This is a genomic window from Streptomyces sp. NPDC005435 (assembly GCF_040703155.1).
Taxonomy (GTDB): Bacteria; Actinomycetota; Actinomycetes; order Streptomycetales; family Streptomycetaceae; genus Streptomyces.
Map to the genome: position 1 here is coordinate 191,484 of NZ_JBEXEQ010000010.1, position 12,831 is coordinate 204,314.

General features: G+C 72.5%; 10 protein-coding genes. 8 read left to right on the forward strand and 2 right to left on the reverse strand.

The window, feature by feature from the left end; genetic code table 11:
• Nucleotides 1-4: 4 nt before the first annotated feature.
• Together scpA and AB0898_RS15180 are read right to left on the reverse strand one after the other, a co-directional pair.
• Nucleotides 5-2,179, reverse strand: coding sequence for a methylmalonyl-CoA mutase (gene scpA, locus AB0898_RS15175; protein ID WP_366803363.1), 2,175 nt, complete (start codon nucleotides 2,177-2,179; stop codon nucleotides 5-7).
• The gene (locus tag AB0898_RS15180; protein WP_366803365.1) at nucleotides 2,179-3,981 is read right to left on the reverse strand and encodes a methylmalonyl-CoA mutase family protein; all 1,803 of its coding nucleotides are present in this window, start codon (nucleotides 3,979-3,981) and stop codon (nucleotides 2,179-2,181) included. The genes scpA and AB0898_RS15180 overlap by 1 nt, the downstream gene beginning before the upstream one ends.
• A gap of 233 nt (nucleotides 3,982-4,214) precedes the next feature.
• On the opposite strand from AB0898_RS15180, the gene AB0898_RS15185 reads away from it, so the two are divergent.
• From AB0898_RS15185 to AB0898_RS15220, 8 genes are all read left to right on the forward strand, one after another.
• Nucleotides 4,215-4,607 carry a cell division protein SepF gene (locus AB0898_RS15185; RefSeq protein ID WP_366803367.1) on the forward strand — a complete coding sequence of 131 codons (393 nt, stop codon included), beginning with the start codon at nucleotides 4,215-4,217 and terminating at the stop codon, nucleotides 4,605-4,607.
• A gap of 194 nt (nucleotides 4,608-4,801) precedes the next feature.
• Nucleotides 4,802-6,010, forward strand: coding sequence for an ATP-binding protein (locus AB0898_RS15190; protein WP_366803368.1), 1,209 nt, complete (start codon nucleotides 4,802-4,804; stop codon nucleotides 6,008-6,010).
• Nucleotides 6,007-6,381: a nucleotide pyrophosphohydrolase gene (locus AB0898_RS15195; protein WP_366803369.1), complete on the forward strand. Its 375-nt coding sequence runs from the start codon at nucleotides 6,007-6,009 to the stop codon at nucleotides 6,379-6,381. Before AB0898_RS15190 ends, AB0898_RS15195 begins: the two co-directional genes overlap by 4 nt.
• A 176-nt stretch (nucleotides 6,382-6,557) precedes the next feature.
• Nucleotides 6,558-7,028, forward strand: a complete 471-nt coding sequence (locus AB0898_RS15200; RefSeq protein WP_366803430.1) for a DUF6099 family protein — start codon at nucleotides 6,558-6,560, stop codon at nucleotides 7,026-7,028.
• A gap of 49 nt (nucleotides 7,029-7,077) precedes the next feature.
• Nucleotides 7,078-8,001, forward strand: a complete 924-nt coding sequence (locus AB0898_RS15205; protein ID WP_366803370.1) for an LLM class F420-dependent oxidoreductase — start codon at nucleotides 7,078-7,080, stop codon at nucleotides 7,999-8,001.
• Between the two features lie 94 nt (nucleotides 8,002-8,095).
• Complete coding sequence (locus tag AB0898_RS15210) at nucleotides 8,096-8,629, forward strand: hypothetical protein (RefSeq protein ID WP_366803371.1); 534 nt, start codon at nucleotides 8,096-8,098, stop codon at nucleotides 8,627-8,629.
• A complete protein-coding gene (locus tag AB0898_RS15215; protein WP_366803372.1) occupies nucleotides 8,620-10,284 on the forward strand; it encodes a 3' terminal RNA ribose 2'-O-methyltransferase Hen1 in 1,665 nt (554 codons plus the stop codon). The genes AB0898_RS15210 and AB0898_RS15215 overlap by 10 nt, the downstream gene beginning before the upstream one ends.
• A complete protein-coding gene (locus AB0898_RS15220; RefSeq protein ID WP_366803373.1) occupies nucleotides 10,281-12,824 on the forward strand; it encodes a polynucleotide kinase-phosphatase in 2,544 nt (847 codons plus the stop codon). Before AB0898_RS15215 ends, AB0898_RS15220 begins: the two co-directional genes overlap by 4 nt.
• The last annotated feature ends 7 nt before the right edge of the window (nucleotides 12,825-12,831 follow it).

Below are 12,831 nucleotides of genomic sequence, written 5' to 3' on the forward strand. Positions count from 1 at the left end.
GCGCCTACAGATCGTGGCCGAGATCGGCGGCGAGCCGCTTCACCAGGTCGTGCGCCGCGTCCGGGATGACCGTGCCCGGCGGGAACACCGCCGTCGCGCCCATCTCCAGCAGCGTCGGCACGTCCTGCGGCGGGATCACCCCGCCCACCACGATCATGATGTCCTCCCGGCCCTCCTCGGCCAGCTTCTCCTTCAGTGCCGGGACCAGCGTGAGGTGACCCGCGGCCAGCGAGGACACCCCGACCACGTGCACGTCCGCCTCCACCGCCTGCCGGGCGACCTCCTCCGGCGTCTGGAACAGCGGGCCGACGTCGACGTCGAAGCCCAGGTCGGCGAAGGCGGTCGCGATCACCTTCTGGCCCCGGTCGTGTCCGTCCTGGCCCATCTTGGCGACCAGGATGCGCGGCCTGCGCCCCTCGGCCTCCTCGAAGGCGTCCACCAGGGCACGGGTGCGGTCCACGGAGGGCGACTCCCCTGCTTCGTTGCGGTACACGCCGGAAATCGTACGGATCTGGCCCGCGTGCCGGCCGTACACCTTCTCCAGGGCGTCGGAGATCTCGCCCACCGTCGCCTTCGCGCGGGCCGCGTTCACCGCCAGCTCCAGCAGGTTGCCCTCGCCGTCCGCCGCCCGGGTCAGCGCGTCGAGCGCGTCCCGGCACGCGACGTCGTCCCGCTCCGCGCGCAGCCGCCGCAGCTTCTCGATCTGCTGGGCGCGCACCGAGGAGTTGTCGACCTTGAGGACCTCGATCTGCTCGTCGGAGTCCACCCGGTACTTGTTCACGCCGATCACCGGCTGCCGGCCGGAGTCGATCCGCGCCTGGGTGCGGGCCGCCGCCTCCTCCACGCGCAGCTTCGGGATGCCCGCGTCGATGGCCTGCGCCATGCCGCCCGCCGCCTCGACCTCCTGGATGTGCTGCCACGCCTTGCGCGCGAGGTCGTACGTCAGCCGCTCGACGTACGCGCTGCCGCCCCACGGGTCGATCACCCGCGTGGTGCCGGACTCCTGCTGGATCAGCAACTGCGTGTTGCGCGCGATCCGCGCCGAGAAGTCGGTCGGCAACGCCAGCGCCTCGTCCAGGGCGTTGGTGTGCAGCGACTGGGTGTGCCCCTGGGTCGCCGCCATCGCCTCGACACACGTCCGCGTGACGTTGTTGAACACGTCCTGCGCGGTCAGCGACCAGCCCGAGGTCTGCGAATGCGTGCGCAGCGAAAGCGACTTGGCGTTCTGCGGATCGAACTGCTTGACCAGCTTGGCCCAAAGGAGCCGGGCGGCGCGCAACTTGGCGATCTCCATGAAGAAGTTCATGCCGATCGCCCAGAAGAACGACAGCCGGGGCGCGAACGCGTCGACGTCCAGTCCCGCTTCACGCCCCGCGCGGATGTACTCCACGCCGTCCGCGAGCGTGTACGCCAGCTCCAAGTCGGCTGTCGCACCCGCCTCTTGGATGTGGTAGCCGGAGATGGAGATGGAGTTGTAGCGCGGCATCCGCTGCGAGGTGTACGCGAAGATGTCGGAGATGATCCGCATCGACGGCTTCGGCGGATAGATGTAGGTGTTGCGGACCATGAACTCCTTGAGGATGTCGTTCTGGATGGTCCCGGCCAGCTTCTCGGGCGGTACGCCCTGTTCCTCCGCCGCCACGATGTAGAGCGCGAGCACCGGTAGCACGGCGCCGTTCATCGTCATCGACACGGTCATCCGGTCCAGCGGAATCCCGTCGAACAGCTGCCGCATGTCCAGGATCGAGTCGATGGCCACGCCGGCCATGCCGACGTCACCGGTCACGCGCGGGTGGTCGCTGTCGTACCCCCGGTGCGTGGGCAGGTCGAAGGCGACCGACAGACCCTTCTGCCCGGCCGCCAGGTTGCGCCGGTAGAACGCGTTGGACTCCTCGGCGGTGGAGAAGCCCGCGTACTGCCTGATCGTCCAGGGCTGGTTGACGTACATCGTCGGGTAAGGCCCGCGCAGATACGGCGCGATGCCCGGGTACGTCTCCAGGAAGTCCAGGCCCTCCAGGTCACGCCCGGTGTAGAGCTGCTTCACCCCGATGCCCTCGGGGGTCTCCCACACCGGCTCGGCGCCCCCGGTCGCCCGCTTGACGGCCGTACGCCACTCCTCGGCACCACCGTCCACGGCCGGGGTGCCCAGTTCGATCCCGGAGAAGTCGGGGATTCCCATCAGGACGCTCCCATGCGGTCGAGAGTCGCGGACAGTACGGCGACGGCGTCGCAGCCCGCGAAGACGTAACTGTCGACGCCCGGGTACCCGGCGGGGCGTCCGGCCAGGGCCACATGGCGGGCCCCTGCCGCGCGCAGGGCCTCGGCGGCCTGCTCGGCCTCCTCCGCGTACCGGCTGTCGCTGGAGCAGAGGACGGCCTCGGTGGCGCCGCTGTCCTCGAAGTTCCCGCCCGTGACGGGTTCGATGCCGCCCGCCTGGAAGAGGTTCGCGGCGAAGGAGGCCCGGGCGGTGTGCTCGGCGGCGGGGCCGAGCGTGGCCAGGAAGACGCGGGGGCGGGTGCCGGTGGCCGCCAGGTGGGCGTCGGAGCGGGCCCGCAGCGCCTCGTAGGCCTCGTCCCGGCGCACGCGCGGCAGGCCGCCGGAGCGCGGCTCGGGCGCGGGTTCGCGGACGACCGGCTTCTCGGCCAGGAACGGGAACTCGCTGACACCGGTGATGGGTTCACGCCGCTTGGCGAGCCCGCCGGACCGCTCCCGCCAGGTCCTCGCGAGGTCCTCGCGCAGCCGGCCCGAGCGCAACACGGCCGTCTGGCCGCCGTCCTGCTCGATCGACCGGAAGAACTCCCAGGCGGCCTCGGCGAGTTCGTCGGTCAGCCGCTCCACGTACCAGGAGCCGCCCGCCGGGTCGATCACCCGGGCCAGATGCGACTCCTCCAGCAGGATCGTGGAGGTGTTGCGCGCGATACGGCGGGCGAACGCGTCCGGCAGGCCCAGGGCGTGGTCGAAGGGCAGCACGGTCACCGAGTCGGCGCCGCCGACCCCGGCCGCGAGCGTGGCGATCGTGGTGCGCAGCATGTTCACCCACGGGTCGCGGCGGGACATCATCACCGGCGAGGTCACCGCGTGCTGCGTCTGCGCGCCCGGCGCCCCGCACACCTCCGCGACCCGCGCCCACAGCCGGCGCGCGGCGCGCAGCTTGGCGACGGTCAGGAACTGGTCGGCGGTCGCGGCGTAGCGGAACTCCAGCTGGGCGGCGGCCTGTTCGACGCTCAGCCCGGCCTCGGTCAGCTCCCGCAGATACGCCACGGCGGTGGCCAGCGAGGCACCCAGCTCCTGCGCGGCCGAGCCGCCCGCCTCGTGGTACGGCAGCGCGTCCACGGTGAGCGTGCGCAGCCCCGGGTACGTCCCGGCGACGCGCTGGGCCAGCGCGGCCACCGGAGCGAAGTCCGGCGCGGTGCCGGTGCGGGCCTCGTGGCCCAGCGGATCGGTGCCGAGGTTGCCGCGTACGGCCTCGGGCGCGACGCCGCGCTCCTCGTACAGCCGCAGCAGCGCGGCCGCGGCCGCCTCGGTGCCGGCGCCCGCGTCCAGTACGACGGGGGCGAGGTCCAGGTAGACGCCGTCGAGCGCCCGGCCGAGGTCCGCCACGGGGATGCCGCCCTCGCCGAGGACCAGCCAGAGCGAGGTGACACCGTTCTCCAGGTCGGCCAGGACGGTGCCGTCGCCGAGCGCCGCGTGCCGCTGCCGTACGTCCCAGCCGCCCGCGGTGTTGCCCTCGGGCCTGCCGCCGCGCGTGAACGGGGCGAAGCCCGGCAGCCCGGGGTCGGGGGCGGCGTCGCGCGCGGTGTACAGGGGACGGGTGCGCAGCCCGTCCTCCAGCGTCGTGGACAGGGCGTCCTCAGCGGCGTTGCCGGAGACTTCCTTGCCGGACTTGCGCAGTACACCCTCGACCAGGCGTTGCCACTGCTCGTGCGTCGCGTCAGGGAACTCGGCGGCCAGGGAGAGCCCGTCGTCAGGCAGGACCGTCATGCTCGGATGTTAGGACAGGGGGCTCAGATGGCAGCAGAAGGCCGGGCTGTGACGTTTCCCTCGTTGCGGTTGTGATCCGGACCTCTGGACGGCCCATGTGACGCCGTGCGCACGGCGGATGGCGCCACGAGCGGACATGCGGAGGGTCGCACAGTGTGTCGCTGTTGGGCTGAACGGGTGACTTGGCGTAAGAATTGGCAGGTGCAGGCATCGCAAGCGAGTCAGGTCAGGGGTTGCCGGTGAGCCGTTACGACGTCACCGATGAACAGTGGGAAGGGCTCGCCCAGGTCGTGCCGCTGCGGGGCCGGGACGCGTGGCCGTCCGCGGTGAACCACCGCTCGCTGCCGGACGCCGACACCGAGACACGCCGCCGGTTCGTCGTTCTGCGGGTCAATGTGTTCGCGGACGCACGCGACGTGGCCGAGACCCTCATGGCCGGGATCCCGGTGCTGCTCGACCTGTCCAGCGCGGAGACCGAGGTCGCCAAGCGCGTCCTGGACTTCAGCACCGGCGTGGTCTTCGGGCTGGCCAGCGGGATGCACCGGGTGGACCGCAACGTCTTCCTGCTGACGCCGCCGGGGACCGAGGTCAGCGGGCTGATGGGCATGGAGGCGTCGGGGGGCTGAGGGGCCGTCACGGCGGCACGGTGTCACGGCGTCACGGCGTCACGGCGTCACGGCGTCTCCGCGTCGCGCGGGTGGCGCTCGTAGGACGGTTGGGCCGGGCGGGTGATGTGGTCGCTGATGACCCGGTCGCCCGATCGTAGGAAGGTCCGAGGGCAAAACGGTTCGGCGCTCCGGGGCGGTCCTACGGTCCGCGTATGTCCGTGCCTTCCTTGTCCGCCGAGCCGTCCGCCCCGGCCTCTGCCGTGCCTTCCGCGGAGCCCGCCGTGCCCGTGGACCCGGGCGCCCTCATCGACGTCCGCGCCCGGATCACCGAGCTGCGGCTGTCCGCCTTCGCCGGGCACCGCAGGGCCGCGTTCCCGCTCGGCGCGGTCACCCTGTTCGCGGGGCCCAGCGGTACGGGCAAGTCCACCGCGCTCGCGGCCTTCGAGGCGCTGGCCCGGCTCGGCGGCGGGGCGCGCCTCGCCGAGGTGTTCCCGGACCCGCCCGCCTGGGTGCCGGAGCGGGCGCGCCCGGACCGCGAGGGCAGGCGCGGCTTCCGCATCGGCTGTACGGCGGACGGGGCCGCGGGGCCGGTACTGCTCGATGTCGCGGTCCAGGCCGAGCCGCAGCTCAGGATCGTGGGGGAGCGGCTGACGGCGGGCGGGACGGTCCTGCTGGAGACCGCGCTGCGCGATCCGGCGCGCCGGGCCGTGCAGGCCGCCTGGCACACGGCGGGCACCGCCCCGGTGACCCGCGCCCCGCTCCCCGACGACCGCCTGGGCACCCCGCTGCTGCCGTTGCGCGTGGCCGGGAAGACGGACGGGCAGCGCCGGGTGCTGGCGGCGGCCGAGCAGATGATCGTCGCGCTGCGCTCGGTCTTCCCGTGCGATCCGCGTCCGGAGTTCATGCGGGTGCCCGTCCCCACCGGTTCGGGACGGCTGCTGCCGGGCTGCGACAACCTGGCCGACGTCGTCGCCCGCACCCGCACCGAATGCGGGCGGCGGCACGCCCTGCTGGTCGAGACGGTGCGCGCGGGCTGCGCGGGCCCGGTCGCCGGCCTGCTGGCCGAACGGCTGCCGGACGGCACGGTACGGGCGCTGCTCGACCGGGGCGACGGCCACCGCACCGATCTGGCCCGCCTCGGCGAGGGCGAACTGCGCTACATCGCGCTCGCCCTGGTGCTGATGACCGGGCCCGGCGTGCTGGACGTGGACGCGCCGGGGGAGGTGCCCGACGCGCTGCGCACCCTCACCGTGCTGGCCGACGGCTTCGACCGCTGTCTCGACCCCGGCCGGCGCCGTGAACTCCTCGGTCTCGCCGCCCGGATGGGCGAGCGCGGTCATGTGCGCTGCGTGGGGGCGGTGAGCGACGGCTCCTGGGCCTCGGGGACACCGGGCGTCACGGTGGTAGACCTGGGGGCGTGACCGAACGCCCCGATCTCCCCGGACTCCAGCGCAGGCTGGCCGAGTTCGCCGCCGCGCGCGACTGGCAGCCGTACCACACCCCGAAGAACCTCGTCTCCGCGCTCAGCGTCGAGGCATCCGAACTCCTGGAGATCTTCCAGTGGCTGACGCCCGAGGAGTCCTCCCGGGTGATGGCGGACCCGGACACCGCGCACCGTGTCACCGACGAGGTGGCCGACGTGCTCGCCTATCTCCTCCAGTTCTGCGAGGTGCTCGGCATCGACCCGCTGACGGCGCTCGCGGCGAAGATCGAGCGGAACGAGAAGCGGTTTCCCGTGCGGGGTGAAGGGACCGGCGAGGGGGATGAGGGAGCGGCGCCACCGCTCCAATAACCGGACTATCAGACTCCGTTATTACTCTATGGAGTCAACTTCCCTGCCGATTCCGAATTGTTGTCCACAGATTTCCGTCTTCCTCTGGCTTTTCGCACCAAGCGCCCTCACTCTGGGTAGTGAACAGAAGAAGCGTGGACAGATGTACGGCGGCTTCGGCGGACCGGGGGCAGCGGATGGAAGCGGTGCGGCTCATCGAGACGAGCAGGCGTGCCCTGGCGGCGGAGGCCGAGGCACCCGAGGGCATGGCGGAGGTGTGGCAGGCACAGGCCCTGGCCCAGGCGATAGGCAGCCGCCTGGCGGTCTCCGGTCCGCCGGAGCTGCGCGGAGAGGCGCTGGGGCTGACCGAGCTGGCGGGCCGGGGCTGCGGCGTCCTCGACCCTCCCGAACTGGAGCTGGGCGACCTGCGCGCTGCCCAGCTCACCGAACTGGCCGACGCCCGCCAGACTCTGCTGTGCCTGTGCGGACTGCTCGGCGAGGTGGGCATCGCCCTGGTCGGCATGGCCAGCGCGGCGGCGGACGAGACGACGTACTGGCAGTGCATGGAGGCCATCGACGCGGCCGACGAGTCCCGCGACCGGGTCCTGGAGATGCTGCGCAAACTGGCGGCGCGGGAGGAGATGGTGCACGAGAGAGAGGCGGGCTGAGCTGCGTCCTTGCCACCGGTGGGGGAGAGGGGTGTTGCAGGATGGATGTATGGACCTTCGAATCTTCACCGAGCCCCAGCAGGGGGCCACCTACGACACCTTGCTGACCGTGGCCAAGGCCACCGAGGACCTGGGCTTCGACGCCTTCTTCCGGTCGGACCACTATCTGCGCATGGGCAACGTCAGCGGTCTGCCCGGCCCCACCGACGCCTGGATCACCCTGGCCGGCCTCGCCCGCGAGACCCGGCGCATCCGCCTCGGCACCCTCATGACGGCCGGTACGTTCCGGCTGCCCGGCGTGCTCGCCATCCAGGTCGCGCAGGTGGACCAGATGTCCGGCGGCCGGGTCGAGCTGGGCCTGGGCGCGGGCTGGTTCGAGGAGGAGCACAAGGCGTACGGCATCCCCTTCCCCAAGGACAAGTTCGCCCGCCTGGAGGAGCAGCTGGAGATCGTCACCGGGCTGTGGGCGACCGAGACCGGCAAGACCTACGACTTCCACGGCACGTACTACGACCTCACCGAGTCGCCCGCGCTGCCCAAGCCCGCCCAGGCGAAGGTGCCGGTGATCATCGGCGGCCACGGCGCGAAGCGCACCCCGCGCCTCGCGGCGCGCTACGCGGACGAGTTCAACATCCCCTTCGCGTCCGTCGAGGACTCCGCCCGCCAGTTCGGCCGGGTCCGCGCGGCGGCCGAGGAGGAGGGCCGGGCGCCCGACTCGCTCGTGTACTCCAACGCGCTCGTGGTGTGCGTCGGCCGCGACGACCAGGAGGTCGCCCGCCGCGCCGCCGCCATCGGCCGCGAGCCCGAGGAGCTGAAGGCCAACGGACTGGCGGGCACCCCGGCCGAGGTCGTCGAGAAGATCGGCCGCTACGCCGGGGCCGGCTCCGAGCGGATCTACCTCCAGCTCCTGGACCTGACCGACCTCGACCAGCTGGAGCTGATCTCCGCCGAGGTCATGCCGCAGCTGTCCTGAATTGCGCCCCGGGGCGGCCGGCTGTGACGGTCCTGTGACCGGAACTGTGGCCTCCATCACGGCCCTTGACGGGCCGTGATGGTCCTCTCGGGCGATGGAAGTCCTGCGCTCGATCATCTTCGCCCTGTTGTTCTTCCCGGCCGTCATCGGGGCCTTCGTCTGGTGTGTGGTCCTGCTCGGCAAGATCCTCTCCGTCGCGCTCCCCGGACGCCGCCCCGACTGGCGGGACAGCCTGCTGCGCTGGGGGGCCTGGATGGCGGGGGCGGCGGCGGTGATCCTCTACTTCCTGGGCGCCGGAAGCGTCGCGATGTCCGTGAACGAGTCCTCCCACGGCGCGGACTCCACCCCCGCCCTCGAATGCCGGGACGACTACCCCATGGACCGGATCAGGGGCCAGCGGGGCTCCTACTTCCCCCTCGGCTTCGACTGCGTCCTCGACGACGGCAGCACCGGCTCCAGCGCGAACGGCTACTTCTGGCTCAACACCTCCATCGCCGTCTCCGCGCTGACCTCCTTCGGGCTGGTGATCACCATGGGCGGGATCGCCGAACACAGAGCCCGCGTCGCCCTGCGAAAACCACTGGTCACCGCACCGGACAATCCACCAGACTCGGACACGTGTTCCTGACGATCTCCACGCGCGGCACCGCCGCCACACCGGCCACCGACCTCGGGTATCTGCTGCACAAGCACCCCGATCACGCCCAGACGTTCGCCACGTCCCACGGCACGGCGCACGTCTTCTACCCCCAGGCGGACGCCGGGCGCTGCACGGCGGCGCTGCTGCTGGAGATCGATCCCGTCGCGCTCGTCCGCAAGGGCAAGGGGAAGGGCCGGGGCGGCGCTCCCGACACCGCGCTCGCGCAGTACGTCAACGACCGCCCCTACGCGGCCTCCTCGCTGCTCGCCGTCGCCCTCAGCTCGGTCTTCTCCAGCGCCATGCGCGGTGTCTGCAAGGCCCGCCCGGAGCGCGCCGCCGCCCCGCTGCCGCTGCGCGTCGAGGTGCCCGCGCTGCCCGCCCGGGGCGGCCCGGAGCTGGTACGCCGCCTCTTCGCGCCGCTGGGCTGGACCGTGGGCGTCGAGGCCGTCCCCCTGGACCTCCGGTTCCCGGAGTGGGGCGACTCGCGCTACGTCCGGCTCGTCCTGGAGTCCGACACCCTCACCCTGGCCGAGGCGCTGCGCCATCTGTACGTCCTGCTCCCGGTCCTCGACGACGCCAAGCACTACTGGGCCTCCGCCGACGAGGTGGACAAGCTGCTGCGCGCCGGTGAGGGCTGGCTTGCGGACCACCCCGAGCAGAAGCTGATCACCAGCCGCTACCTCTCCCGCCGCTGGTCCCTGACCCGGCAGGCGATGGAGCGACTTGAGCTGGCCCGGCTCGCCGAGGCCGACGACAGCGAGATCGAGGACATCGACAACGCGGTGGCGCAGGAGACGCGGGAGTCCGAGGAGTCCGGAGGCGAGGACGGCACGGGCGGCACCGGGACGGGAGCCGGCATCGGCGGTACCGAGCCCGGAGCCGGCACCGGCGGCATCGCGGTCGGCGTCGGAATCCGCACCGGGGCCCAAGCGGGCGCTCCCGCCGCCGAGGTCGCCCAGGGCGCCGAGGCCGCCGACGGCACCCCCGCCGGCGCCAAGACCCTCCCCCTCGCCGTCCACCGCCGCGAGGCGATCCTCGCCGCCCTCCATGACTCCGGCGCCGCCCGCGTCCTCGACCTCGGCTGCGGTGAGGGCACCCTGCTGCGCGCCCTGCTCCAGGACCCGCGCTTCACCGAGATCGTCGGCATGGACGTGTCCGCCCGTGCCCTCGCCATCGCCGGGCGCCGGCTGAAGCTGGACCGCATGGGGGAACGCCAGGCGTCCCGCATCACCCTGCTCCAGGGCTCGCTGGCCTACACCGACAAGCGGCTCGCTGGCTACGACGCCGCCGTGCTCAGCGAGGTGATCGAACACCTCGACCTGCCCCGGCTGCCCGCGCTGGAGTACGCGGTGTTCGGCGCCGCCCGCCCGCGCACGGTGATCGTGACGACCCCGAACGTCGAGTACAACGTCCGCTGGGAGTCGCTGCCCGCCGGACACGTCCGGCACGGCGACCACCGCTTCGAGTGGACCCGCGCCGAGTTCCGCGCCTGGGCCGACCAGGTCGCCCAACGGCACGGCTACACCGTCGAGTTCCGCGCCGTGGGACCCGACGACCCCGAGGTGGGACCGCCCACCCAGCTGGCCCTGTTCCAGCAGCACACCACCACCCAGGAAGAGAAGAAGGAGGCGAAGGCGGCATGACCGGAAACAGCGAGGGGCGCGTGCTGCCCGTCACCGACCTCTCCCTCGTGGTGCTCGTCGGCGCCTCCGGCTCCGGCAAGTCCACGTTCGCCGGGCGGCACTTCAAGCCCACCGAGGTGATCTCCTCCGACTTCTGCCGGGGCCTGGTCTCCGACGACGAGAACGACCAGAGCGCCACCCGCGACGCCTTCGACGTCCTGCACTACATCGCGGGCAAGCGGCTGGCCGCCGGGCGCCGCACCGTCGTGGACGCCACCAGCGTGCAGCCGGACGCCCGCCGTCAACTGATCGACCTGGCCAGGCAGTACGACGTGCTGCCCATCGCCATCGTGCTCGACGTGCCCGAGGAGGTGTGCGCCGAGCGCAACGCGGCCCGGGCCGACCGCGCCGACATGCCCCGCCGGGTCGTCCAGCGGCACATCCGCGAACTGCGCCGTTCGCTCCGGCACTTGGAGCGCGAGGGCTTCCGCAAGGTGCATGTGCTGCGCGGTGTGGAAGAGGTCGAGCACGCCACCGTCGTCACCGAGAAGCGCTTCAACGACCTGCGCCACCTCACCGGCCCGTTCGACATCATCGGCGACATCCACGGCTGCTCGTCCGAACTGGAGTCGCTGCTCGCCAAGTTGGGTTATGAGAACGGCGTGCACCCCGAGGGCCGTACCGCCGTGTTCGTCGGCGACCTGGTCGACCGGGGGCCCGACTCCCCGGGCGTGCTGCGCCGGGTGATGGGCATGGTCGCCGGGGGAAGCGCGCTGTGCGTGCCGGGCAACCACGAGAACAAGTACGGCCGTTACCTCCGGGGCCGCAAGGTCCAGCACACCCACGGCCTCGCCGAGACCATCGCCCAGATGGAGGGCGAGAGCGAGGAGTTCAAGGAGGAGGTGCGCCGCTTCCTGGACGGCCTGGTCAGCCACTACGTCCTGGACGACGGCCGGCTCGTCGTCTGCCACGCCGGCCTGCCGGAAAAGTACCACGGCCGCACCTCGGGCCGCGTCCGCTCGCACGCCCTGTACGGCGACACCACCGGCGAGACCGACGAGTTCGGCCTGCCCGTGCGCTACCCGTGGGCCGAGGACTACCGGGGCCGCGCCGCCGTGGTCTACGGCCACACCCCGGTGCCCGAGGCCACGTGGCTCAACAACACCCTCTGCTTGGACACCGGCGCCGTCTTCGGCGGCAAGCTCACCGCGCTGCGCTGGCCGGAGCGCGAAGTGGTCGACGTACCCGCAGAGCGCGTCTGGTACGAGCCGGCCAGGCCGCTGCGCACCGAGGCGCCCGGCGGCCGCGACGGCCGTCCGCTGGACCTGACGGACGTACGCGGACGCGGTGGCGTGGAGACGCGGTACCAGGGCCGGGTCGCGGTCCGCGAGGAGAACGCGGCCGCCGCCCTGGAGGTGATGAGCCGCTTCGCGGTCGACCCGCGCCTGCTGCCGTACCTCCCGCCCACCATGGCCCCGACCCCCACCTCGCGGGAGGACGGCTACCTGGAGCACCCGGTTGAGGCCTTCGCGCAGTACGCGCGGGACGGTGTCGCCCGGGTCGTGTGCGAGGAGAAGCACATGGGCTCGCGGGCCATCGCCCTGGTCTGCCGGGACGCGGAGGCCGCGCGCGAGCGGTTCGACGTGGAGGACGGCCGCACCGGCTCGCTCTACACCCGCACCGGGCGCCCCTTCTTCGACGACGGGAAGGTGACGGAGGAGATCCTCGGCCGGCTGCGCTCGGCGGTCACGGAAGCGGGGCTGTGGGACGAACTCGACACCGACTGGCTGCTGTTGGATGCCGAGCTGATGCCGTGGTCGCTGAAGGCGGGCGGGCTGCTGCGCCGCCAGTACGCGGCGGTGGGCGCCGCCTCCGGGGCGGTATTCCCGGACGCGCTCGCCGCCCTGGAGTCCGCCGCCGCACGCGGCGCCGAGGTGACGGAGCTGCTCGGCCGGCAGCGTGAACGCGCCGTGGACGCGGCCGCGTTCACCGACGCCTACCGGCGCTACTGCTGGCCGACCGACGGCCTGGACGGCGTCCGTCTGGCACCCTTCCAACTGCTCGCGGTACGCGGCCGCAGCCTCGCCGCGCTCCCGCACGACGAGCAACTCGCCCTGCTGGACCGGCTGGTGGAGCACGACTCCAGCGGACTGCTGCAGACCACCCGGCGCCTCTACGTCGACACCGGCGACCCCGAGTCGGTGCGCGCGGGCGTCGACTGGTGGCTGGAGATGACCGGGCGGGGCGGCGAGGGCATGGTCGTCAAGCCGCTCGGCGCCCTGGTCCGCGACGACAAGGGCCGCCTGGTGCAGCCGGGCGTCAAGTGCCGGGGCCGGGAGTACCTGCGGATCATCTACGGCCCGGAGTACACCCGCCCCGACAACCTCGCCCGGCTCCGGCAGCGCTTCCTGAACCACAAGCGCTCCCTCGCGGTCCGCGAGTACGCCCTCGGCCTGGAGGCCCTGGACCGCCTCGCCGACGGCGAGCCGCTGTGGCGGGTGCACGAGGCGGTCTTCGGGGTGCTCGCGCTGGAGTCGGAGCCGGTGGACCCGCGCCTCTAGCGGACCG